This is a genomic window from Shewanella sp. ULN5 (assembly GCF_030731885.1).
Taxonomy (GTDB): Bacteria; Pseudomonadota; Gammaproteobacteria; order Enterobacterales; family Shewanellaceae; genus Shewanella; species Shewanella holmiensis.
The window spans coordinates 111,919-137,851 of record NZ_JAPJEE010000013.1 but is presented as its reverse complement, the minus strand read 5'-3'; the positions used below and the strand labels follow the sequence as shown (position 1 = coordinate 137,851).

20 protein-coding genes are annotated in these 25,933 nt (G+C 42.4%); 6 read left to right on the top strand and 14 right to left on the bottom strand.

Annotated features, from left to right (window positions below; all coding sequences use genetic code 11):
- Positions 1-229: 229 nt before the first annotated feature.
- The 4 genes from nrfD to ORI98_RS13405 all read right to left on the bottom strand — a co-directional run bounded on the left by nrfD (position 230) and on the right by ORI98_RS13405 (position 6,075).
- Positions 230-1,177, bottom strand: a complete 948-nt coding sequence (gene nrfD / locus ORI98_RS13420; protein ID WP_261299876.1) for an NrfD/PsrC family molybdoenzyme membrane anchor subunit — start codon at positions 1,175-1,177, stop codon at positions 230-232.
- The gene (locus tag ORI98_RS13415) at positions 1,174-1,746 is read right to left on the bottom strand and encodes a 4Fe-4S dicluster domain-containing protein (protein ID WP_261299875.1); all 573 of its coding nucleotides are present in this window, start codon (positions 1,744-1,746) and stop codon (positions 1,174-1,176) included. Before ORI98_RS13415 ends, nrfD begins: the two co-directional genes overlap by 4 nt.
- 12 nt (positions 1,747-1,758) lie before the next feature.
- Positions 1,759-4,035: a thiosulfate reductase PhsA gene (gene phsA, locus ORI98_RS13410; protein WP_306135538.1), complete on the bottom strand. Its 2,277-nt coding sequence runs from the start codon at positions 4,033-4,035 to the stop codon at positions 1,759-1,761.
- Positions 4,036-4,293: 258 nt separating this feature from the next.
- Positions 4,294-6,075, bottom strand: coding sequence for a sensor histidine kinase (locus ORI98_RS13405; RefSeq protein ID WP_306135537.1), 1,782 nt, complete (start codon positions 6,073-6,075; stop codon positions 4,294-4,296).
- Positions 6,076-6,226: 151 nt separating this feature from the next.
- Here ORI98_RS13405 and ORI98_RS13400 point away from each other — a divergent pair, with 151 nt between their 5' ends.
- Positions 6,227-6,838: a response regulator transcription factor gene (locus ORI98_RS13400; protein WP_306135536.1), complete on the top strand. Its 612-nt coding sequence runs from the start codon at positions 6,227-6,229 to the stop codon at positions 6,836-6,838.
- A gap of 122 nt (positions 6,839-6,960) precedes the next feature.
- Here the strand turns inward: ORI98_RS13400 and ORI98_RS13395 are convergent, their stop codons facing one another.
- The 3 genes from ORI98_RS13395 to ORI98_RS13385 are packed head-to-tail and all read right to left on the bottom strand — an operon-like array spanning position 6,961 to position 10,468.
- Positions 6,961-7,704, bottom strand: coding sequence for a fumarate reductase iron-sulfur subunit (locus ORI98_RS13395; protein ID WP_306135535.1), 744 nt, complete (start codon positions 7,702-7,704; stop codon positions 6,961-6,963).
- A 1-nt stretch (position 7,705) separates the two neighbouring features.
- Positions 7,706-9,715, bottom strand: a complete 2,010-nt coding sequence (locus tag ORI98_RS13390) for a fumarate reductase flavoprotein subunit (protein ID WP_306135532.1) — start codon at positions 9,713-9,715, stop codon at positions 7,706-7,708.
- 9 nt (positions 9,716-9,724) lie between these two features.
- Complete coding sequence (locus ORI98_RS13385) at positions 9,725-10,468, bottom strand: fumarate reductase cytochrome b subunit (protein ID WP_261299869.1); 744 nt, start codon at positions 10,466-10,468, stop codon at positions 9,725-9,727.
- Positions 10,469-10,843: 375 nt separating this feature from the next.
- Here ORI98_RS13385 and prmA point away from each other — a divergent pair, with 375 nt between their 5' ends.
- From prmA to gltS, 5 genes are all read left to right on the top strand, one after another.
- The gene (gene prmA / locus ORI98_RS13380; RefSeq protein ID WP_306135531.1) at positions 10,844-11,725 is read left to right on the top strand and encodes a 50S ribosomal protein L11 methyltransferase; all 882 of its coding nucleotides are present in this window, start codon (positions 10,844-10,846) and stop codon (positions 11,723-11,725) included.
- A 275-nt stretch (positions 11,726-12,000) separates the two neighbouring features.
- Entirely contained in the window at positions 12,001-12,963 is a 963-nt protein-coding gene (gene dusB / locus ORI98_RS13375) for a tRNA dihydrouridine synthase DusB (RefSeq protein ID WP_188840060.1), read from the top strand.
- 23 nt (positions 12,964-12,986) lie between these two features.
- Positions 12,987-13,292 (top strand): DNA-binding transcriptional regulator Fis, encoded by a 306-nt coding sequence (gene fis / locus ORI98_RS13370; protein WP_011494902.1) that lies wholly within the window; start codon positions 12,987-12,989, stop codon positions 13,290-13,292.
- A 364-nt stretch (positions 13,293-13,656) separates the two neighbouring features.
- The gene (locus ORI98_RS13365) at positions 13,657-14,142 is read left to right on the top strand and encodes a VOC family protein (RefSeq protein WP_306135529.1); all 486 of its coding nucleotides are present in this window, start codon (positions 13,657-13,659) and stop codon (positions 14,140-14,142) included.
- A 427-nt stretch (positions 14,143-14,569) separates the two neighbouring features.
- Positions 14,570-15,793: a sodium/glutamate symporter gene (gene gltS / locus ORI98_RS13360; RefSeq protein ID WP_306135528.1), complete on the top strand. Its 1,224-nt coding sequence runs from the start codon at positions 14,570-14,572 to the stop codon at positions 15,791-15,793.
- Between the two features lie 202 nt (positions 15,794-15,995).
- Here gltS and ORI98_RS13355 read toward each other — a convergent pair whose 3' ends face one another.
- From ORI98_RS13355 to ORI98_RS13325, 7 genes are all read right to left on the bottom strand, one after another.
- Positions 15,996-17,615, bottom strand: coding sequence for a methyl-accepting chemotaxis protein (locus ORI98_RS13355; RefSeq protein WP_306135527.1), 1,620 nt, complete (start codon positions 17,613-17,615; stop codon positions 15,996-15,998).
- Between the two features lie 370 nt (positions 17,616-17,985).
- A complete protein-coding gene (locus ORI98_RS13350) occupies positions 17,986-19,335 on the bottom strand; it encodes a hybrid-cluster NAD(P)-dependent oxidoreductase (protein ID WP_306135526.1) in 1,350 nt (449 codons plus the stop codon).
- A gap of 78 nt (positions 19,336-19,413) precedes the next feature.
- Positions 19,414-21,072 (bottom strand): hydroxylamine reductase, encoded by a 1,659-nt coding sequence (gene hcp / locus ORI98_RS13345; RefSeq protein WP_261299791.1) that lies wholly within the window; start codon positions 21,070-21,072, stop codon positions 19,414-19,416.
- A 514-nt stretch (positions 21,073-21,586) separates the two neighbouring features.
- Positions 21,587-23,164, bottom strand: a complete 1,578-nt coding sequence (locus tag ORI98_RS13340; RefSeq protein ID WP_306135525.1) for a VCBS repeat-containing protein — start codon at positions 23,162-23,164, stop codon at positions 21,587-21,589.
- Between the two features lie 46 nt (positions 23,165-23,210).
- Positions 23,211-23,993, bottom strand: a complete 783-nt coding sequence (locus ORI98_RS13335) for an EcsC family protein (RefSeq protein ID WP_306135523.1) — start codon at positions 23,991-23,993, stop codon at positions 23,211-23,213.
- Between the two features lie 341 nt (positions 23,994-24,334).
- Complete coding sequence (locus tag ORI98_RS13330) at positions 24,335-24,832, bottom strand: peptidylprolyl isomerase (protein WP_306135521.1); 498 nt, start codon at positions 24,830-24,832, stop codon at positions 24,335-24,337.
- Between the two features lie 31 nt (positions 24,833-24,863).
- Positions 24,864-25,913 (bottom strand): HD domain-containing phosphohydrolase, encoded by a 1,050-nt coding sequence (locus tag ORI98_RS13325; protein ID WP_306135520.1) that lies wholly within the window; start codon positions 25,911-25,913, stop codon positions 24,864-24,866.
- Between the last annotated feature and the right edge of the window lie 20 nt (positions 25,914-25,933).

The window sequence follows — 25,933 nt, the reverse complement described above, 5'->3', positions numbered from 1 at the left end:
ATCCACGATCAGTGCTCTATATACCTAGCCGCTATCCACTTAAATATAAACAGTAATGCTTATCCGAATAGCATTAACCTTAACGGTGGTTTTTTTATTGCTGTCATAATTGAGATTGCCACAATACACCATTGAATTTCTTCGCTTATCTTTAATGGTTTGCTATGACAAATAAAAATGCCGCCTAACCTTTGGCTAAGCGGCATTGCAACTATTTTGATAGTACAGACTAACTAATGTAACTTTGTCCTGCGTATACCACGAAGTGTCTTAAAGCTAACACGCCAATAATGGTGCTACATGACACGCTGATTAAAAACCCTTTGCTGTGTTTCCAGCTTTGGGGGGCTAACGTACTCGCAAGAACGGGCACAATTAAGCCTAATCCAACCACACCAATCCAGAATACGCTCGCCCAAGCACCTGTCGTAATTGCGGCTGTTGCGGCCTGAGCTGCGGTACCGGAAAAATTAAGCCCAACAAACAGCAACACTAAACATAAGGCTTCATTAAACGCCACGGGATATTCGATACGGTGAACTTGCTCAATACAATCAGATTCTTTTTTACTAAAGAACAAGGTTGCCACCAAAATATTCCCCGCAGAACCTACTGATAATGCCGAGGCTAAAAACAGTGCAGGTAATACCGCAGTATTCAAAATCGGGTAACTAATTAATGCCGACAATAGAAATCCGGTATATACACCCACCCCCAAAGCTAAAGCAAAGATCAGTTTGTTTAAGCTATTTTCTAACTTTCGGCAAATATCTAACCCTCCTGCCAACCAAGGAGCATAGCGCAAGACTTCTTTATCAAATATCAAAGCAGCAAACACAAACACCAAAGGTATATAAACAAGTAAGGCAATAACACCCCAGGCCATCACCGAGGTGAGATTATAATTAAGCAGAATGTGATAAAACTCAAACGGTTTAGTTAAATCTAGCACCAGCAGCGCCATGCCTAAAGAAATCGCTACCGGCCCAATAATTGCTGCGGCTTTAATGACCGGTAAACCTTCAGTCGGTAATCCGCGTTTTTGTCGGTACCATTTCAGGCCAATCGCCACCAGCATTGAACCTGCAGATAAGCCAGCCATAAATAAATATACTGCGATTATCCAATTCCATACGACGGGATCGTATTGCTCCATTGAGCCCCAAATATTATTCATACATTAATCCCTCCTTTACGGCTAGGAATGCGATATACCCTTGGTTTTGTTCCAAGATTCACTTTATGTTGGTAGTTCAGCTTGGTGTCTAACAACTTACTCACTTCAGAGTTAACATCGTTTGCATCACCAAAAGTTAGAGCCTGTGTTGGACACACGCTGACACAAGCCGGATCTTCACCACGAGCAAGTCGGCTTTCTTTACAAAAGTCACATTTGTCCGGTGCTTTAGTTTCAGGATTAATAAAACGCACTTTATATGGGCATGCTGCGACGCAATATAAACATCCCACACATTTACCTTCGTTGATGGACACTATGCCATCATCATTCACGTAAGCCGCACCAGTGGGGCACACTTTCACACAAGGAGCATCTTCACATTGTTCACAAGACACGCGGTTGTATTTAAAGTGTAAATGAGGGAAGTTACCGTAAGGTCCTTCGATGCGTACCTGAAGACGGGTCACCGACTCAGGTACATTATTTTCGCTGCGGCAAGCTACGTTGCAAGCCTGACAGCCAATGCACTTGTTTTCATCGTGCACAAGAACATAACGTTTAGTCATAATGAACTCCGCTTAAATCTTAGCTATTTTAACGCCGGTGGTATGCAGACACATGCCTGTCACCGGAGACTTAACATCGGGAAGCAAGTTACCGCAGTGCACACCTTTACCCGTTGCACGTGCTAGCTCCTTGTTTTTTGAGCCACAACCCATATAGGCAAATACCGTGTCAGGGCGTATACCAGGCGTCACTAAAGCATGGCCGTCTTCGCTACCTGTCGCGTTGTAAATGCGAATAGCATCACCACTTTGAATATTTAGTAACTTAGCGGTAACCGGATGGATCCATAAGGCATTGTCAGACATTAAATTAGCTAACATAGGCACATTTTGAGTCCCCGCGTTAGTGTGAACCGCTACTTTTCCTTGAATGAAATACAGCTCATCGGCTTTTTTCATACTGACTTCTCGGAACTTAATCACCCCGCGCCCAGGGGCGATGCCTTCCACTTTATCCGAGCTTAATTCAATCTTGCCCGTTGGGGTTTTAAAGCTTAGGTGACTTGCATAGGTGTTATCGCTATCAGGGGTTTTCGCATTGGGATAAGTAGCAATAAAATCTTTAACCATGCTAGGTTCACGTAGCATTAATGGCTTACCATAGCTTACCCAACCATCACGCTTAATGTGGTTTAGCAGCGCGACATCTTTGTCGACCTGAAACAATTGTAAGGTTTCCATATTATCCCAAGGGAAAAATTCCCCCTGACCTAACTTGTCGGCAACCTCCTTCCAAATTAGCCAGCTAGGCTTAGTATCACCAATGGTTTCAACAACACGCTGACGCACATAATAAACTGGATTTTTACCGGATTTATCACTGATTTCTTCATCACGCTCAAGATAAGTCGATTCCGGTAAGAAGATGTCTGCATAAGCAGCACTTTCGCTAATATAAATATCGCAGGCCACAATAAAATCGAGCTTCTGCATCGCTTTCACAATACGTGCACGATCAGTCAATGTCTGCATTGGGTTAGTGCGGCTCATCACCCAACCATGTAACTGATAAGGAACCGCATCTAAGCTGGCATCAAGAATTGATTGATACATGCCACCTTCTGACCACAGCAGTGAATACTGTTCATCCACCATATCGATACGTTTTGCATCGATTTTAGGCATATTTGCTACACCTGGTTTAGATAGCGTTGGTGCGGCTTTTTCCCCAGCAAATTTATTGTAATTAGGCGCTTTTTTCCCAAAATATAAACCACCTTTTCGCTCAATATTGCCAATCAGTACGTTGGCAGCATATAAGGCGCGGCGCATTTCAAATTCTTCGGTGGTGAAGGATGAACGATGGCCAAAGTCCACTAACGCGTGCGGTGCAGCTGCGGCATATTCATGGGTAATACGGCGAATATCTTCAGCCGGAACATCGCTGATTGATTCGGCCCATTCTGGTGTGTATTGTTCAACTTCTTCAGCAAAAGCCTCAAAGCCTGAAACATACTGAGCCACAAAAGCTTTGTCATATAAGTCATCTTTGATCAGCGTGTGGCAAATGGCTAATGCCACAGCGACGTCAGTACCGGGCTTAATGGCATACCACTCATCAGCCTTGTCGGCCACAATAGAAAACCGCGGTTCAAATACCACTAGCTTCGCGCCCTGCTCCATTTGCGCATTCATCATGCCCCGAGTTTCGGACATATTAATGCCTTCATACAGGTTATGACCGAAGTTGATAATGTATTTTGCATTGCTTAAATCGCGGCTAATTTTATCGCCAAACATGGCTTTAGCTGCAATGACATATCCTGCTGGGCAGGTTGATGCATGGGTAAAGGTATTGGGGCTGCCATAGGCTTTAGCAAGATGGAATAAATGACCGGCTAACGACCCTGACTTAGAAGAGAATGCAACCGACTCGGCGCCATAGTCGGCTTTAATCTTATTAAGGTTTTTAGCAATAATTGAATAGGCTTCATCCCATTCAATTTCAGCCCACTTACCTTCGCCACGCTCACCGATACGTTTTAGTGGCTTAACAATACGTTGTTTATCGTAAAGCTGGCTATGGCCCGCACCGCCACGAGCACAAACCGCACCACCAAATGACTTGGCTTTTTTATTACCAAGAATAGAAACGTTTTTACCCTTAACAACACGAGCAGAAATAGGGCATCGCGTTGAACACATTTCACAAATACTGGCTACAGACTCAGCACTGCCTTGTAGTTCTGTTGTACCTAGTGCAGCAATTGAGCCTGGTAAGGTTGCAAAAGCACAACCTGCAGTGCCAGCACCAAGCCCCTTGATAAAGGTTCGCCGATTTAATTTCATGGTTACTCTCCCAACTGACAATAGTGTCAAAGAAGTAAGCCGTGTTGGAACTTAGGGGGGGGGCCCTGAAACCAACCTTGGTTACTTCTACGTTGGGGTCATTGTGTGCCATAGCAACAAGCAGCCATATTGTGGTAAACCACATATCGACAGTTTACGAACTGGGTTTGTGATACGACTCACAGTTCAAAAAACAGCCATCACAAGCAGTGTTTTTTTACAATTGTGGTAAACCACATATTGTTGAAAATGAATAAATTAAGCTTGAATTTTTTGTTTGCTACCACGTTTTTTGAGCATGATAGTGGCACAGCAGCCATGACCATCGGTACAGTTGTTTAGGGTAAATAGCCCTTCATGCTCTTTAATCACATCTTTACAGATGGCTAACCCTAAACCCAGCCCGTCTTCTTTAGTGGTAAAAAATGTCGCCATCAGCGCATCCACATTTTCAACTAGCCCAGGGCCATTATCGAGAATGGCTACATTCACTTGCTGCGCTTTAAAATCAATGCTGATGGTAATTTTGCCAACCTCGCTAGATTGGCCCTCACTAATGGCATCAATACTATTTTTGATCAAATTAATCAGTACCTGCAGTAAACCAACCCCATCGGCAGTAATAAAAAATGGCTCGCCTTTCACTTTTTTAGCTATGTGGATTTCTCGTTGGCCAAGCTCAAGCCTTAATAAAGAAATACTTTCATCGACTAGAGTCAGAATATTTACATCACTCATTACCGCATCTCGGCGCTTTAGCAGCCCGCGAATTCGGTGCACCACGTCACCGGCACGAGTAGATTGTTTGTGAATTTTTTCCAACAATTCCATCGCGACCAGGTGATCTAGTTGCTGCTGACTTTGCAGTCGCATAATACCGCCTTCGCTGTAGCTGGTAATGGCTGCAATGGGTTGATTAATTTCATGAGCCAAACCCGCACCAATTTCACCTATAATCGCCGCGCTTTGTAGCCGCTCTAACGCGATTTCTTGCTGCTTTAGCTGCCGTTCCGAGGCAATCAAAGATTCACTTTTTTGATGGAATCGATATTCAATCCACAGATGATAAACGGTCGCGACAATAAAGATAAATAAGGCAAAAAGCCCCCAGTGACGATTATCCTTAAACCAGTTAGTCAGGGTTTCCCAACGGTTTTCATTTGATTCTTTGACATTTAAATCGCTGAATAATTTGATCACATTGAGCTGGCTAATGGGTGATGTCCACCCCATTAATTGTGCTTTAACCGCTGCGGGATGTTCTGCGGGCAAATTCATTAATGCTTGAGTGATGGCTTTACTGATCCGACTATCGATACTTTCATTAGCAGCAAACGACCAGTTTGGGTAAAGATTGGTACTGCATTGACACTCAAATCCTTTAGGTTTACTCGGATTGAGAACTCGATAGTCAGCCTCAACAATCAATCCTCTCGCCACCATATCTTCAAATGTGCATAAAGGCGTAATCGCTGCATCGACATTGCTATCTCGCACTTGGTATAACAATGGGTCAAGCGGAAAACCCAAAAAGTTAACTTCACTGAAATAATCTTTAGCACTCATACCAAGCTGGTGCAATAAACCAATCGTTGCTTGGTACCCCCCTAATGCGTCGGGATCACTGGCGGCAACCACCTTACCTTTTAAGTCAAAGATAGTCCGATAATCACTACTGGCTTTAACAATAATCGCAGACCCAATAGCAGACGTCGCCCCATTATGTCGACGAGAACGCATGGTTGCTAACCAAGACAGCGGATATTGATTTGATAACTCGAGGTATTGCCCTGGATTGGTAATAATAAATTGAATGTTTCCTTGCTCCATTGCGTGGTGCAATGCAGCAAAATCCCCAGGGTAAACATGGAAATTTGCGTCCGGTACTTGCTCTGTTAAGTAGTCCATCATAGGCTGCCAACGCTCTACAGCTTGTTGGTATCCCCAATTCGCTAATACGCCAACGTGCAGTTCTTGAGGCTTGGCTGCAACTGTTGCAACACTTAATAATGCTAACAAACCGAATATTAATCGCACCATGCCAGTCCTATCACAATATAATAGACAAGCTTACGATAGTGTGACCTAAACACAACGTGATTCGACTCATGATTTACCCTAAAAAAGTAAGTTAAAATAACCAAATTGAGATACTTATCATGTATCAAAGCTGCTGATTTAAGGAAATGTGGTGCAACATCAAGCAAAAAGCCCTGTTTACCTTGTCGATGATGATGAGGCTATAATTGATTCCATCAGCTATCTGATGGACGGATATCATTATCACATTATTAGCTTCAATTCAGGCCATCAGTTTCTCAACAGTGTCGATTTAACTAAGCCTGGCTGTGTCATCTTAGATGCCAGAATGCCGGGACTAACGGGTCCTGAAGTGCAGCAATTACTTAATGAAGCCCGCAGCCCATTGGCAGTAATTTTTTTAACGGGTCATGGCGATGTGCCGATGGCCGTAGATGCATTCAAAAATGGCGCATTCGACTTTTTTCAAAAACCGGTACAGGGGTTGTTACTATCACAAGCAATCAGCAAAGGGTTAGATTACAGCAACGAGCAATACTGGAAGCTCAGTAATCTTAAATTGATTGAAACCTTAACTGATCGAGAAATTCAAATATTTCATCTGATTATTGCCGGTAATACTAACAAGCAAATGTCTAATACATTATGTATCGCGGTTCGTACCATCGAAGTGCATCGCTCAAAACTAATGGAAAAATTGAGCGTTAATAATTTAGCTGAATTAATGAAGTTAGCCTCTTTAGTGGAACATGTGTCAAATTAAAGGCTGGCCTGCGCTAAGGAAGATTTGCTTTACATAGTCGACATGATAAAAATGCCGCTATCTTCATTGAGTTTAGCGGCATTTTGATATTGGATGACTTCACCCATGTTCAAGTTATTTGACTACAAAATTCGATTTGGGCTGGTCAATGCCATTTTTCTGCGTAAATACGCAATTTGAGTCATATGGGGTAAATCTTTAGGACAAGCATCCTGGCAACCCAGTAAAGTCATGCAGCCAAACACCCCATCTTGATTACCTATCACATGATAAAAATCATCAGCGGTACGGGTATCGCGACTGTCTAATTCAAAACGGGCTATTTTCATCATGCCCACAGCGCCCACAAACGTATCACGCATTTGTTTTGTCGCACAGGCTGATACACACACGCCGCACTCTACGCATCGTTCAAGCTCATAAAGTTTGGCGGCTTCATCTGGGTCCATTGGTTGTTCCATGCGATGAATATCATTATCGATACTATTGGGCTGCAACCATAACTGTAAACGCTCCGACAACTCGCGCATAAACTTACCGGTGTTAACCGACAAATCGCCGATTAATTCAAACCCAGGTAATGGCATTAATATGATCTCACCTTTGGGGTAATTGGCAGTTAATGTGCGGCATGCCAATGTCGGCTTGCCATTGATGACCATGGCGCAACTGCCGCAAATACCTGCTCGGCAAACAAAGTCAAATTGCAATGAAGGATCCTGTTGCTCGCGTAGCATGTTCAGCGCAATAAACACTGTCATACCCGGTGCTTCGGTCACTTCATAGTTAACCATTTTCGGTTTGTCGTTAGGATCTTGCGGATCAAAACGAAAAATAGAAAAACGTATTGTTCTTGCTTGGCTCATCTTATTTGTCTCCCGCCACGTTTGCGGTTTTTACTGCCGACGATAAGGTGTCGGAGAGTCGTTCATTATTTGGCAATAGCGCATCAGGTAATTCAAACGGCATAATTGCAGCTTGCTTTGCATATCTGTCGGCATCAGCATCAAGCTGGGCAAGTATGCTGGCTATTTGCTGCTCTCGTTTTTCAGTGTCTGGATGAGCAATCGCATTGTTTACACCATAGCCTCGATAACCCGGTGGTAGCTCCATCGTCATGACATCAAGCGCTTCATAACTTAGCGTTGGCGTTAATGCATTGGCATCTGGCCAGCTTGATAAAGTACGGTTGAGCCAATCTTTATCATTACGCTGCGGGAAATCTTCACGAGAATGAGCACCGCGACTCTCGGTTCGTGCGTTGGCACCGCAGGCCACGGTTAACGCCACCTTGAGCATACGTCTGATGCGTAAAGCCTCAACCAATTCAGGGTTTGCATGGCGCTTTTTACACTTCAAGCCAATATTACTTGCACGCTTAAGCAAGGCGCTTAATTCATCTACCGCTTGCTGCAACTCTCTACCATTACGGAAAATACCCACGTAATCCATCATAATTTTTTGCATAGAAAGCTTTAGTTCAAACGCACTTTCACTGCCATCGCCGTCAACAAGTTGCTCAATTTCATCGCGTAAATCTTTACCAAAACGATTGATCAATGCTGTATCGACAACCAAATCATGCTGCTCACCAAAATCAGCTACATACTTGCCAATAATCATCCCGCCAACTACGGTCTCAGCAAGCGAGTTACCACCTAAGCGATTAAAGCCATGCATATCCCAACATGCCGCTTCACCAACACTAAATAATCCCGATAATTGCGGACTTTCACCCGTTGGTGTGGTGCGTATACCGCCCATAGAGTAATGCTGTGTTGGTCTAACAGGGATCCAATCTTTTGCAGGGTCTATCCCGAGGAAGTTTTCACATATTTCTTTCACTTCGCGCAAGTTGGTTTCAATATGCTTGCGGCCTAATAAGGTGATATCTAGCCATAAATGCGGGCCATAAGGGCTATCTACCCCTTTGCCTTTGCGCATGTGTTCGGTCATCCGCCTAGACACCACATCACGTGATGCGAGTTCTTTCTTTTCTGGCTCATAATCGGGCATAAAGCGGTAACCATCTTTATCCCGCAATAAGCCACCGTCACCACGACAACCTTCGGTAGTTAAAATGCCAACGGGCACAATCGCTGTGGGATGAAATTGTACTGCTTCCATATTACCCAGCGTTGCCACACCGGTTTCTAACGCTAACGCCTGCCCAATACCATCACAAATAATGGCGTTGGTAGACACTTCGTAAATACGGCCGTAGCCCCCGGTGGCAATCGTGGTTGATTTGGCAATATACGCCCTCAACTCACCGGTAATTAAACAACGAGCAATCACCCCATGGCAGCGCTTGCCGTCATGAATAATCTTTAAGGCTTCCATGCGTTCGTGTACCGGAATACCTAACGAAATCGCTTTGTTGTCGACCGCATACAGTAATGAATGCCCGGTACCATCGGCGGTGTAACAGGTGCGCCACTTCTTAGTGCCGCCAAAGTCGCGAGCATTAATCAGCCCATGGGCTTCTTCCGCTTCATGAATCGTGACCTTTTCAGCATTCACAATCACCTGGCGGTCACCCTTTGTTACCCGTGTCCAAGGCACTCCCCAGTTAGCCAACTCACGCACCGCTTTCGGGGCACAATGGGCAAACATTCGAGCAACGGTTTGATCGCAGCCCCAGTCAGAGCCTTTTACGGTATCTTGAAAATGCACATCTTCATCGTCGCCCATGCCTTTAACTGTATTGCCAAGGCTTGCCTGCATGCCACCTTGGGCGGCAGCTGAATGAGAACGCTTTGCGGGGATCAAGGATAAAACCAAGGTATCAAGACCACGTTCTTTTGAGGCAATCGCCACTCGCAATCCAGCTAAACCAGCGCCAACGACTAATGTATCGGTATAAATTATTTGCATCTTTATTCCTTATAAAGTTGGCACAAATGGAATAATAGGCAGCTCAAGCGTCCGCCCAATAACAATATAAGTAACTAAACTGGCAATACCGATGATCATCAAATACACCACTAACACTTTGGCAAACTTCAATAAGGCAAAGCGCTGTTGTACTAATCCCCATTTGACACAAACACGATATAAACCAAATATCGCATGCACCACCACAGCAGGTAGTAACAATACATATAAGATCCAAGCGTTGTCGTGATATACCCGCTCAGCCGAAAGGTGCGGGCCAATATCAGGATTCATAATCATGGTAAATAAATGCACTGGCGCTAAGAAAAATAACAAAAATCCTGTGACCATCTGCCAAAACCAGATTTTAGTATCCTCGTGGGGTAAAAATTGTAATTGCTGACGCAAAGCTCGCCATTGGCCAATTTGAGTAGGGAAGCGACGTAATGCAAACACGGCGTGGATCATCACCACAACCAGCATAAATGCAGAAAAGACCTGGGTAAGGATCGGGTAGCCATGACCCGTCTCGCTAAAAATACCGCCTTCTAAAAACTGCACCACATAATAAAATGCATCTTTGCCAAGTAAAATACTGGACTCAAAATGTAAATGCATAATGATAAAAAGCCCAAGTAACACACCTGATGCACTTTGTAATCTATCGGCTCTTGCTGCCCAAATGGGATGAGAAAACCCTTTAGCAGCGCTGGCACTTAAATCGACTTTTGCGGGCAAGGGATTGTTAGCCATAAAGTGTCGCATCCTGTCTTGACGTAATTTAGAGACATTGACCTTAGCAAGTCTTTTCAAACAACATCACTGTTCACAAAACAAACCGTGACCATGCTCACCTACCAACACGTGGGAGTTAGAGGCAGATCACATTGTGTTTACAACAGAATTTCAAACAATAATAACAACTTGGCTAATAACTCAAACCAGCATCCCTTATTTAAAACAATGAAGTAAATAAATACCTCAAGATTTCAGTCTAATAAGTAAAATAATTCGCTCTTAAAGCAGACGGTAAGAGATAAAATTCACACGAAGGTGCACATCTATTAACTGGTTTGGGTATAATAGACGTCATTAACTACCCATTTTATCAAAGATTAGGAACACCCCATGGCTTGGATCCAATTACGCATTCACACTCACCGTGACAATGCCGACATGTTAGGCGACTTATTAATGGATCAGGGTTCAGTTTCCATTACCTATGAAGATGGACAAGATGAGCCAATTTTTGAGCCTAAACTGGGTGAAACACCGCTTTGGCAAGATACGGTATTAATTGCTTTATTTGATGCTGGAACCAATTTAGCTCCGACAATTGAATTTTTAGAATCTATGCCGTTTTTGGGTAAAGGTTTTACCCACAAAATAGAACAAGTAGAAGATAAAGATTGGGTACGTGAGTGGATGGACAGCTTCCACCCAATTCAATTTGGACAACGATTATGGATTTGCCCAAGCTGGCGTGAAATTCCTGATCCAAAAGCGGTTAACGTGATCCTTGATCCTGGCCTAGCCTTTGGTACCGGCACTCACCCTACCACAGCCTTATGTCTAGAATGGTTAGATAGCTTAGATTTATCTAATCAAGAAGTGATCGATTTTGGCTGCGGCTCAGGTATTTTGGCCATCGCGGCAATTAAACTTGGCGCGAAAAAAGTCACAGGTGTGGATATTGATTACCAAGCCATCGACGCATCAACCGCTAACGCAGAACGTAACGATGTGGCCGATAAACTGTCACTTTACTTACCAGAAGATCAACCAGAAAATCTACAGGCGGATGTGTTAGTCGCTAACATTCTTGCAGGTCCACTCAAAGAACTTGCCCCGCTGATTGCTGAAAAAGTAAAAACTGGAGGCAAATTAGCCCTATCAGGTTTACTGCAAGAACAGGCACAAGAAGTTTCTGATTTTTACAGCCAGTGGTTTGATATGGAACCCGCTTGCCATAAAGAAGATTGGACACGTTTAAGCGGTACACGCAAATAACCCATTTTTAACCCCATAGACGTGTTTATGACAAAATTTGCATCCATCATTCACACGTCTATTGCTTCGTTTAACCCAAAAATCACCTCGCTGTAACACGCACCAGTGCTCAAAAAATCAAATTAATTGTTTAAAAACCGCACAATTGTCACAAATCGTAGCCTAAGCACAAAAGTCAAGTAAAAAAGTTTTATTTAGGTCATTTATTGACCTTTTCAAGCCCGTAAAAAAGGGCTACTATAGCGCCCCTTTGAAGAGCAAGGTGAATAAAGCAAATGCGAATTGGCCCTTATCAACTGTCGAATCAGCTGATTGTGGCACCAATGGCAGGTGTCACCGATCAAGCCTTCCGCAACCTCTGTTTACGTTATGGCGCAGCTTTAGCGGTATCAGAAATGTTGTCGTCTAATCCAGATGTTTGGGATTCAGATAAAAGCCGTGTGCGTATGGCGCACTCAGGTGAAGAAGGAATACGCTCCGTACAAATAGCAGGTGCAGATCCTGATTTAATGGCCAATGCCGCTCAGTTCAATGTTGAACAAGGCGCGCATATCATTGATATCAATATGGGCTGCCCAGCAAAAAAAGTGAATAAAAAGTTAGCCGGTTCAGCACTGATGCAAAACCCTTGCTTAGTAAAAGAGATTTTACAAGCAGTGGTAAGTGCGGTTGATGTCCCTGTTAGCCTAAAAATTCGCACCGGGTGGGACCCAGATAATCGTAATGGGATCCAAATAGCCCAAATTGCCCAAGATTGTGGCATTGCTTCGCTAGCGGTTCATGGCCGTACCCGACAATGCATGTATAAAGGTTTTGCTGAATACGACACAATTAAAGCAATAAAACAGAATATCTCGATTCCTGTTGTTGCCAATGGCGATATAGACAGCCCCGAAAAGGCCAAGTTTGTACTTGATTACACGGGCGCTGACGCGGTGATGATAGGAAGAGGTGCACAAGGAAGGCCCTGGATTTTTAAAGAAATTCAGTACTACTTGGAAACAGGTAAAAAGTTAGCGCCAATTAAGGCCGAAGAGCAGCGTTTAATCATGCTTGAACACCTTAATAAACTTTACGAATTATATGGCGAGTACAAAGGTGTCCGTTTTGCGAGAAAGCACATCGGGTGGTACCTAAACCAAGAAGAACAACGCCAGTGGCGTGCTGACTTCAATCGGCTTGAAACCGCTGTCCAACAACATTCCTTCGTGGAATGTTATTTTGAAGAATTAGTGTAAAATTAATTAAAGAGCAGAATAGAATGTTTGATCAGACAACTAACACAGAAGTTCACCAGCTTACCGTAGGCAAAATCGAAACAGCAAACGGCACTATCAAGCCGCAGTTATTACGCGACGCAGTAAAACGCGCCGTAACCAACTTCTTCTCTCAGTTAGACGGTCAGGAAGCTTCAGAAGTGTATGAAATGGTATTAAGTGAAGTTGAAGCACCTTTACTAGATATCATCATGCAACACACTCGTGGCAACCAAACTCGCGCAGCGAACATGTTAGGTATCAACCGTGGTACTTTACGTAAGAAGCTAAAGAAATATGGCATGAACTAAGACTTAACGTCTCAGTGATTGTAAGAAAACGGGCTTTCCAGCAATGGAAAGCCCGTTTTTGCTTATATGTACACCCACATGTACCCCCTTCTATTTAACGCCTATCTGATCACAACCAATAATAACGATAAAGCCACTTGGAACATTTGAGCGAATATTCACCATTTAATCATGTTGCTCAAAGGGTTAAGCTGCTCTTTAAGCAACATGATAATCACTTATTTCTATACTCAGCACTATTAATAAATTTAAATTATTAAAATGAGAATTTTTGATAATTTCACGAACATGAAAAACATCCATATACTTCACTCATCAGCACGAACAAGTACAAATTCACCAAGTAGATAAAAGGTAAATTAATATGAAGATGAGTCATGTAGGTATTATGGTTGGCAATATGGATAAAGCGGTTGAGTTTTATACCAAAGCATTAGGCCTTGAGATTGTTATGGGTAAATCTGCCGTCACTGAAGAGAAAGAAACGGCCATTGGTAGAATGTGTATCGCTGTTTTTGGTGAAGGCTTTAAAGGCTTTAATATCGCCCACCTTGTTACATCTGATGGCATCGGCTTTGAACTGTTTGAAATGAAAGATAGACAAGAAAAGCATCATGTCGACTTTAGTCGCATTGGTATCTTTCATTACTGTTTAGAGACCAACGATTTTGAAGGTGTGATCAAGCGAGTTGAACAGTTTGGCGGAAAAGTCAGAATGGACATCATGCGCTATCACCCTGAAGATGATAGTAAACCATATCAAATGGTTTACTTAGAAGACCCATTTGGCAACCTTTTTGAACTTTACTCTCATTCATATTCGGAAACTTATTCTTCTGAATACGAATAAATAAGCAAGTATTCTACTCAGGCGGTGGTCAATGAATATCCATTGACCACCGATTTGTTCTTCACTTAAAGCTGCCAGTATGCACAAAAGTGGTGTTTTTATAGGCGAATTACATGCTGTTGATACTTGAGCCCTACGTTGTTGATATATAGCTCCGAATTACCTGTAAAAAGAAGGTTATATCCGTTAACAAACGCCAACAATAAATATAATTTACTTATCATAATGACAAAAAATAACATCTCCCATACCAATCAATAACTTAAACCAGTGAAATATACTGCCAAACAAGACTTTTTCGGGATCTTATGTCAGAATAAGTGATTGCATTCTGCTTGTGGATACCCTCCATTCAAGTGATTTATTTTATTCGCGTTTATACTTTTATAATTAAATATATCAGGCCAATCTACTGACTAGGAGTCTTATGGATACCACCTTCACTATTGGCGAGCTCGAATCATTTCTCATTGCCTTATTGGTATTGTTTATTGGTCATTCAGTTAATCGTCATGCTCCTTTTTTGCGCAAATACAACATCCCAGAACCCATAGTCGGGGGCTTAATTATTGCGACTATTATCACAGTCCTTCACTTCCAAAACATACATTTACAGTTTTCACTGTCAATGCAAAACACCCTAATGTTGATGTTTTTCAGCTCAGTAGGATTAGCAGCTAGTTACAAACTACTGATGAAAGGTGGCGCTAAAGTGTTCCTATTTTTAGGGGTTGCCTCTGTTTATATTGTGATTCAAAACGCCGTCGGGGTCAGTCTTGCCTCCGCGCTAGGCCTAGAGCCGATTATGGGCTTAATTGCAGGCTCGATTACCTTATCGGGCGGACACGGTACTGGTGCAGCCTGGGCACAAACCTTTGAGCAAGATTACGGTATCCAAACATTTGAGTTTGCTATGGCCGCTGCAACCTTTGGATTAGTCATGGGTGGCATTATTGGTGGTCCTGTTGCACAACGGCTGATTAATAAAAACCAACTAATATCTTCTTTTGGATTGGGAAAAAAACATCACAAATCGCATCCTGATTTAGTCACTTACGACCAACTTGAAGAAGACAGAGTTACCGCAAAAAGTATTTTAGAAGTGCTATTTATTATGTTGCTTTGTGTTGCTGGTTCTCAATGGACTAGCCATCTGGTGGCGACGTTTAATCTGACATGGTTAAAAATGCCTGACTTTGTTTATGCTTTATTTTTCGGTGTTGTGATCACCAATATCACTGAAGTCTCTCGTGGTTATAAAATTAACCGTGAATCAGTGGATGTACTTGGTACAGTTGCATTAGCGTTGTTTTTATCAATGGCATTAATGAATTTAAAACTGTGGGAAATTTTTGATTTAGCGATTCCGCTACTGATTATTTTAATGGCGCAAACCATCATCTTAGGGGTATTTGCTTACTTTGTTACCTTTAAAGTGATGGGGAGTAACTATGATTCAGCGGTAATGGCTGGTGGTCATTGTGGGTTTGGAATGGGCGCAACACCTACTGCGGTAATGAATATGGGCGCGTTAGTATCACGCACAGGCCCATCGCCACAAGCTTTTATGGTAGTGCCAATAGTAGGCGCATTCTTCATTGATATCGTAAATGCCATTATCCTACAGGGATATTTAAGCTTTATCGGTTAAGTAGTCATCTCACAATCCCCCTATGCCAGACAGTGTCTTGCATAGGGATATTGAGATTGCTGAGTAACCTTGGTTAATTGTCGTTTGAGTTAAATCGTCACAGTTTATTAGCCTGATAAACCAAGCTCCCATCTCATTTAAGCAATATTAAAGGCAGCTTTTTGGCTGCCTTTAATATTGTTGAAATGAAAGAAACTAAAGATTAAATCTCAAACTTTTTAATTTCTGCCTCAAGTTTGTAAGTTAATTGCTTCACTTCTTCACTCACACTGTGGGCTTGAGCAGATACGGTATTGGTTTTTGATGCTGTATCGGCAATCACCACAATCCGCTGGGCTGAATCTTCTCCTGCGGCTAGCTGCTCTGTGGCCGCTTCAGAAATCTGCTGACTCATATGAGCAATATCAGATAACGACTGAGCAATATTTTTAAGTTCATCGGTCACACGCGCCGATTTAGTTACGGTTTCCTCACTAGTTGCGATACTTTGCACCACAGATGCCTTGGCATCTTTTGTGGCCTTTTGCAGCTTGTCGATCATTTGCTTAATTTGTTCGGTGCTAGTTTGCGTTCGTTGTGCTAATTGCCTCACCTCATCGGCAACAACAGCAAAACCACGGCCTTGCTCACCCGCTCTGGCAGCTTCAATAGCCGCATTTAAAGCCAATAAATTAGTTTGTTCAGCGATCCCTTGGATCACCAACAATACGCTGGCAATGTTATTGACCTCGTCATCCAATACTTGAATATTTTTACCGGCGCTTTCAATTTGGTTTTCTAATAAAGAAATGGTGGTGGCAGACTCTTGGGTCAATCGATGGGCATTGATGCCTTGCTTTTCGGCTGCATTAACCGATTCTGCAGCTTGCTTTGCATGCTCTACCACGTTTGCCGATGATGCGGTTAATTCAGTAATCGCTGAGGCGACCATTTGAGTTTCATCGTGCATTGCACGGGTGAGTTGGTCTAACTCATTTGAGCGTTTCGCTGACCCATCAGCCTGATGATGTAAAATATCAGTCACATTTTTAATGCCTTGCACCACACCTTGCAAGCCAACTTGCATGTAATTCATTGCCCCTACCACACTGTCATCTTGGGCATTGGCAAAGCTGGATTGCTGACGTAAATTCCCGCGAGACACACTTAATACAAACTGATGTACTTGCTCAATTTCAGCCCCCAAAGAGTGACGCAACTTGAAACCAAATCGAGCTAAACTGAGCGATAACACAATGGCGATAATAATGGCAAATGTCAGCAAACCACTTGCGACAGACCAATACCGCGCATCGGCTTCGGCATAACTGATCCCAGTGCCCACATACCAATGCCATAAGTCTGATTGCTGTACCACTGACGTTAAGGCCACTACTTTGCCTTCGCGTTCTGAAGTCCATTCATAGGTGATAATTTGACCCGTTTGACTACCCACGAGTTGTTGCACCATGCGGCCGATACTTTTGCCATTGGCATCAACAAAATCATTAAAGCTGGTGCCATGTAGTTGTGGGTCATGGGGGGTCGCCACAAAATCCATATGATTATCGACAACATAAACATACTCTGAATCATGGTATTTGTTTTCACGCAGAACCTGTATTGCTAACGCTTTCGCCTGAGTTTCGGTAAGTTCACCTGATCGTTGAAATTGTTCGAATTGAGTCACAATACTGGCCGTACTGCGCATTAATTGATTAATGCGGGCAATATTATCACTGTGACTGGAGTCGGATAACGCATGCAAACCACCGAATGCGATACCAAGAGTAGAGACAAATAGCAGGGTAGCAAATAATATTATTTTTGTTTTCAATGTCATAGAACAACCTTACTTCAGTTGGCATGCAGAGTTATTATTTTTAGGCTTAACCTGTCTACTACACCACAAAAATGACAGCGATGTCATTAAGTTTTTAACATCAACACAACAATATTCATGATGGATGATAAATAACCTCAGCTCGGGATAATAAATGATTTTCAAACAGTCTTTTGCACCGCTAACAGCGTTGAATTAACTTGCAATAGGCCAGCTATTGACGCGTAAAATAACCTTGCTATCAGCACAAAGTTCAAGTTTGACTGTAAGTGATTGAGTGCCGGTTGTTAAAAGCTCATTTGTTTATCTGTTAACCCGAATACAAATAAGCCTGCTATGGCAGACTTATTTGTAAAACATAAAACAACCGCTATAAGGTTAAATTGACATCAGACGTAATCTTGGTTGAGCAGGCTAAAACAAAGCCAGAGGCGACTTCATCTGTGGTTAATGTGGCAGTACTACTCGTGACAACACTGCCTGCGGTGACTTGGCATTTACAGGCACCGCACACGCCATTTCGACACGCTGCAATAATGGGTAAACCTTGGGCTTCAATCCCCTCCAGTAGGGTTTGTTCACTACCAAGTGGAAAATCTTTATCGGCGATTTTTAACATAAAGCCCCCCGCAGCATGCTCGATCGGGCTAAGTAATACTGTATTTGCAACTGTGCGAGGTGCGCTAGCGAAGCTTTCTTGATAAAAGTTAGCCATATTAAATTTTGCCTGTTGCAACATGGCTTTTACCGCTGCCATATATGGCTCTGGCCCACAAATAAACACAGTTCGCGACTGATAATCAGGCACCAAATTGGCTAGCTTACTAATATCTAATCGCCCCAAAGCACATTGTATATTGCGATTACTATCAATCACTTTTTGCTTGGCGGTTATATCTTCTAACACGTAACTTAACGATAAACTGTCACATCGTGCGGCCATAGTCGCCATCGTTTCTGCAAATATAATATCGTCAGCACTGCGCGCGCTATGCACAAATGCAATGTCGCTGCCCACTGCAGTATCACATAGCCAACGCGACATAGAGTGCATCGGCGTCACCCCACTTCCAGCACTTAAAAACAGATATTTATCTGCTTGAATATCAATAATATTAAAGGCGCCATCTGGGCCCACTACGGTCACTTCATCATTAACATTTAATTGATCTGCTAGATAATTAGACACTAATCCGCCTTCAATTTGTTTAATGGTCACAATCAATGAATAAGGGCGTGAAGGTGATGAAGCTATGGTGTAACTGCGGTAAACGGGCTTACCGTCTATTTCAAGCTTGAAGGTGATAAATTGCCCTGGTTTATAGTGAAACTTTACCGGTTCAACACCTTGAAATCGAAAACTCACTACGTCATGGGTTTCGTGCCATTTTTCAACGCAGCGTAATATGACTTCACCCCGCTGCCAATTATCTGCAGCCAGTAATTTCGCCGCATTAACTGACGTTGCTTCAGAAACGTTAGTTTTCGTTCCTAAAGAGGATAACGCGCCTGCCATCGAAAACCCCGCAGGTTTAGCTGTTGTCAATGTGGCGTTTAATTGCTTGTCAGTTTGCGCTGTTGCCAATGCATTTGAAAATGAAAAGCCACCAGCTATAGGCGTGGCTGGCTTAAGTGACTTGTCGGCTGTCGATAATGACGAGGTTTTCTCGGTTTGAGCGGAGGCTAACGCGGCTGAAAATGAAAATCCTGAGGCTGTCATAAAACACCTTTACACTGAACAAATAACCATAAAAAACGGCGATAAAAGCCTAACACTTTAATCGCCGTCCAACCTATATTACGCCGCAGTCATCATGGCTTTTAAATCGGTTGCAACATCAGTTGTGGTGCGTAACCCAAACTGTTGTTCTAAGATGTTGGCTAGGTTTTCAGTTAAGAAACCTGGGGCACTTGGACCAGTACGAATGTTTTTAACCCCTAAAGATAACAAGGTTAACAACACCACAATCGCTTTTTGCTCAAACCACGACAACACTAAACTTAATGGCAATTCATTTATGTCGCACTCAAACACATCTTTTAACGCTAACGCTAATTGAATTGCAGAGTAGGCATCATTACATTGGCCTACGTCGAGTAAACGTGGAATGCCATTGATATCGCCAAATTCCAATTTATTAAACTTATACTTACCACAACCTAGTGTAAGGATAAGTGAATCATCAGGTACTGATTTAGCTAGGTCAGTAAAGTAACTGCGCTCAGCTTTATCTCCGTCACAGCCACCGATTAAGAAGAAGTGTTTAATAGAACCATTTTTGACATTTTCAACCACAGTTGGCGCAGCGGCCATCAGTGCGTTGCGCGCAAAGCCAATGGTGATCATATGAGGAATTTCGTCATATTTAAAACCTTCAAGTGATAAGGCTTTGTCGATCACTGCGCTGAAATCTTCACCTTCAATGTGGCTTACTCCAGGCCAACCCACAATGCTACGGGTAAAAATTCGGTCAGAGTAATCGCCCACGTTAGGGTCAATAATACAGTTTGACGTCATCACAACCGCACCAGGGAAGTTAGAGAATTCTTTTTGCTGGTTTTGCCAAGCGCTACCAAAATTACCCACTAAATGGGAATACTTTTTAAAGGCTGGATACGCTAATGCAGGCAGCATTTCACCGTGGGTGAAAACGTTAATCCCTTTACCTTCGGTTTGTTGCAAGATTAGCTCTAGATCTTTCATGTCATGACCAGAGACTAAAATCGCTTTACCTTTCACAATTTTAGTATTGACTTGAGTTGGCTCTGGGTGACCAAATGCTGTCGTTTCGCCAGTATCTAACATCGCCATCACACGATAATTAAGCTGACCAATTTGCATTGCAGTGTTAAAAAGCTTATCCACATCAACCGAATCTTCACCTAAAAAGGCCATGATTTGATGGAATTCAGCAGCAATATCAGCATCAGTTTGATCAAGTACGCGGGCATGCTCCATATAAGCCGCTGCCCCTTTCAAACCGTAAAGACATAACAAACGTAACCCTAAAATATCTTCATGTACTTCACCACGATTGAGTAAAGCCACTGGTGCTTGCTCTAACATTTCAAGTTTACTTGCAGCAAGGTTTAAGGTGCCTTGTGCTGGGATCACTACCGCATCAATGCCCTTTTCTTGGCAGGCTGCTTCATAAGCCGTTTTTAATTGCTCACGGTAAGCTTGGGCTTGTTGGGCATAACCGATTAAACGGTCATCATCAAAGTTCACGTTAGTCAGGGTTGAGAAGAATGCTTTAGGCACAAACGTGTCAATGTTGCCATTTACAATACCCATCTCGCGGGCTTTGACTGCATAAGCTGATACGCCTTGCAGCATGTAAATTAGCAAGTCTTGTAGATCGGATGTTGAAGCTAACTTGCCACACATACCTTGAGAATAACTACAGCCATTTCCCGCTGGGGTTTTAATTGTTTGCTCACATTGTACACAAAACATAACACACTCCTGCTTTACTTATTTAATCATGTATAATTTTTACATGTTTTAGCGCAGTTTACTCTTTACAGCGTAAAGCTAAAGACTCTTTTGCGTTCAATGTGTGTTTTTATGATCGCTATCACGTTAAGAAAATGCTTAAGTATTTGTGGCAAGGTTGCTGTAATTAACCAAACACAAGCATTGCAATCAGAATAATATTTACCCTTGAATATTTTGCCGAAAGCATTGTCAGGGCAACTGTCGATGCGGAGAGATTGATATGAAAAATAATCTAAACAAAGGCTTATATGTCTAGATTTTCAATTGCAGACGGTACTGAATAATACTGATACTCGCATCAAGGGGGTAAGTGCAATGCAAGCGAATGACTCTCCTGCACCGCACTAAGAGATAGGCTAACAGTTTAATTGACCTGTTCAGGTCAACAAGACAAAAACAAAGACTGTCAATGCTGAGCTAGTAAAGCTGAGTGCTATCTATAATTGCGACCAACTCATTATGGCCTTCAACCTTATTGAGCGACAAACACAATCACCTTACGCTGCATCTCTTTGGCATCCTGGCGGCCATAATGCACCACTAAATCCTCTTTTCCATCGTGATTGATATCTGTTACCGACACCATTGAACCTTCTGTTGGCAAGGTAAAGGCTAACTCATCACTGCTTCTCGCAAATGGCGAGTCACCACTTTGGCCTTGAAATATTTTTAGGCGTTTTTCGGTATCGGACAACAATAACTCTTTAAATCCATCACCATTTAAATCGCCTAAGGTAATCACAGGCTCACCGGTTTGACCTGACGTTAAGCTAAAACTTAACTCCACTTCTTTGGTAACATTAGCTTGTTTAGGAAACTGAAATGCATTGTCCATTTTGAATACGTACACATCTTGATCAATACTGCCTGACAGCAATGCCCCGACAACTTGAGATACGCCAATATCAAACCCTGACACCACAACTTCAAATTGGTTATCTTTGTTTAAATCAACAAAACTTAACCCTGTTAATGTACCGTCAGCTCGGATGACACTGCTAGGTTTTCGGCCAAAACTGAGTACATTATTTTTGTTGCTGCCAAGGTAGACTTCGTAGTCATTACTGCGATCAAATACCCCGCTACTTTTGGTGTATCTAATCACTAAATCGGTTATGCCATCAGCATTGATATCGGCAATTTTTTCTACTTTTCGATACAGCAAATCACTTTGATCTAACTGCCGACCATAGGCATCACGTTTCTTCCACCAATCCACGCCACTAATGGGCTGACTGACAGAAATAAATGTTGCGCTAGGTGTAAACTGGCCATTATCTTTTTGAAAATACACTTCTAATAAACCTTCGCCAACTTTAATAATGTCATCACGATTATCAAAATTCGCATCGGAAAAATACAATTCTGGCTGGCTATATTCCGCTCCACTATCGGTTAATTCAATGTTTGGTAAAAGTGGTAATGACTGCAAGGTAAAGGTTTGTAAGTCGCTAACGGGATTATTATTTGCCAGTAGTAGGTGTAGAGTTTTAAAGTCACTCAAAACGATATCTGCAATACCATCATTGTTGATATCTTTTACAAAATTACCACGGGAAATATAATCGGCTTTAGGAGTTAACGTAATAGAACTGATTGGTGCAACTTTATTAATTTGACCTTGGGTTGATTCTTCTGAGATGGCTGCCAACACCGGATGACCTGGCTGATACTGCCACAAGCTATCTGCGCTCAAAAAGTACAGTTTTTGTAGCTGAAGTTTTTCACTTTCCTCTTCGGGTTGATAGACATCGTAACGAAACAATGAGGGATCAATAGGCTGTTTATCAAGTAAACTCAGCTTGTCCTCTTTGAAACCATACACATACAACCAACGCTGATATTTTTCATCTACGCCAATCACGACAAGTTCATTACCTTCGTTGTCCATAATATTGGCTGATATAACGGGTTGAACCAGTTCAATGTCCGCCTCAAGGGTATATTCTAAAAACGTGAGTTTTTCATTGGCGACTGCGACACCGGCACTCAACGCTGATAACACGACTGTTGAGCCAATAATCCCTTTGACCATGGTGGGTAATCTCATTGTTATTCTGTCCTTGATGTTGATAAAAGTGCTGACATAGTCTGTATTACTGAATCGCCTCGTAACACTCCCTTATCTGTTGTTCGCCATATTTTCGTTCTAATCCACGAACAACAAAATGACCTCTGGCCATATCCTGAAAATGATCAATAAATAATGTATTGATGATGGCACCACCTGCTGCGCCAATAGCAGGCACGGCTTGCGCCGCTATTTTTTGGGTCACTTGCACGCCAAATCGTTCGGCCACTATTGTGACAATTTTTACCATCATTGGCGCGGCTTCTTTACTGAACCCTTTGGTTGCTACATATTGCGCTGATTCAGCTATTGAATTCGCTAATACGGTGCGAACGGCAAAATAGCCCGTTTCTGCTTGATCATCATCAAGACTTTCCCCCCCAAACGCAAACACTTCTATGCAGGCCATTTTGGTTGCTAAATCGCTCAACTGCTCACCTTCACTGCGAGCAATGTCGGCTATTGAACGTAACATGATGGTGGTTGAAATAGGTAACTCAATCGCTAAGGCACTTAAACCAAAAAAGCCGCCGACACCGCCGCTCAGTGCGACACCAAGCTTGTGCCATTTATCGGAAGACTGTGTGTATGACGCATCTTTTAAGGTAAACAGTGCCGCATCAACCGCTTTGGTTAATGCCATTTGAGTGACCTTACCAATGCCATTGCTCACGGTTTTAGGTAATAAAGCAAAACCGTGTTCAATCGGTTTACCTATTGCATCAGTAATTTTGGCGGCCAGCCCAGGATTTTCTAGCAATTGCTTTGCTTGCTTTAAACGCTGAAAATCGGTGTCAGTAAGCTGCATAGTGTCCTTAATCTAGTGAGTACAAGTATTAGCAATAAAGCGGCATTCATAGTTTTAACATTAATAAGCAGGATAATGAAGATGCTAGCGGGGTAAGATTAAAGGGAAATGAAACAAACAGTGAAAAACGATAAATAACAGCGTCTTATTAAATCTACAATATGGTTAATCTTGACTAATAAACACTTAGAAAACACCAAAAATGTCGGCTATTTACCCGTTAAAAATGGCATTTGAGTATAAAGATAAAAATCATCGCCATAAAAAAGGACTAACAACAGGCTGTGTTAGTCCATTTCATATTCACCGCCTATTGTACTAGCGGTTAAGTGATCACTCGTCTATTCAACTATGGTGACAGACTCAATCATAATAGGTGTTTTAGGCACATCTTCATGGCCCGCTTTAGTCGTTGTTTTTACCTTTTCAATTTGCTTAACCACGTCAATGCCAGCAATGACTTTACCAAAAACGGCATACCCCCAACCATTATTGGTGGTTGCGGTATGATCAAGAAAGCTGTTGTTAGCAGTATTGATAAAAAATTGCCCGGTAGCCGAATGCGGTGCATCTGTGCGTGCCATTGCAATGGTGCCTAATACATTGCTTAGCCCACGATTAGCCTCATTCACAATCGGCGCGTGGGTGGGTTTTTCTTCCATATTGGCGGTAAAGCCCCCGCCTTGAATCATAAAACCTTTAATCACACGATGAAAAATAGTCTGTTCGTAAAAGCCTTCCTGACAATATCTTAAAAAGTTTTTTGAACTCACGGGCGCTTTTTCTAGATCAAGTTCAATGTGAATATCGCCAACGTTAGTGGTGAAAATAATGGTCATAATGGCTCGTTAATTTAAAGGTAAAAAAGGATTAACTCATCGGTTGTTCTGGCGATTCAGGTTCCCAAAACTGTAATTTTATTTGTTCGACTTTATCGCGACATGCTAAAAAAGCCGTCACTAAATCGGGATCAAATTGTTTACCTGCACCGTCAGCAATATAATCTAATGCAGTTTGTGTCGGCCATGGTTTTTTATAGGGTCGAGTAGACGTTAACGCATCAAACACATCAACTATGGCAACGATTCTGGCACTTAAAGGAATATCTTTACCACTTATGCCTGTTGGGTAGCCATTACCATTCCAATGTTCATGGTGATATAACGCGATTTCTTTTGCCATAACCAGCAATGGGGCGTTATCGTCATCCTCTAAAATTTCAGCACCCAGTATGGGATGTTGCTGCATAATGGTGCGTTCATCGTCAGTTAGCCTACCCGGCTTTAATAAAATGGCATCTGGGATACCAATCTTGCCAATATCATGCATAGGCGAAGCATGCAAAATGTGCTCGCACCATGTGTCAGTAGCACCGATATGCTGCGCCAACATCTGGCTTAAATGACCGATTCTAACAATATGTAAGCCGGTTTCATTATCCCTAAATTCAGCAGCTCGACCTAATTTAAGGATAATTTTATGGCGAGTGTTTTCTAGTTCTTTAGTTCGCAATTTGACTAGATCTTCAAGCTGCCTAGCTTGATTTGCCAATGCTAATTGATTTTTGACTCTAACCGTTAACACAGCAGGACTGATGGGTTTACAAATATAATCAACTGCGCCTAATTCTAAACCCGTTTGCTCATCCCATTCTTCCGTTTTAGCGGTGACAAAAATAATGGGGATTCGGCTTGTATTGGGATCAAGCTTTAGTTGCTGACAAACTTCAAACCCATTCATTATTGGCATCATAACATCTAATAAAATGAGGTCTGGAAGCGGTTCCATAAGAGCAAGTTCCAATGCTTTTTGGCCTGATGTCGCAGCTCTTACAGTAAATTTATCTGCTAAAATACCGTGAATAATTCGAATATTATCCGGCATATCATCAACGACTAGAATCGTAGGTTTCAATGTCATTTCATCCACCGCTATATCTC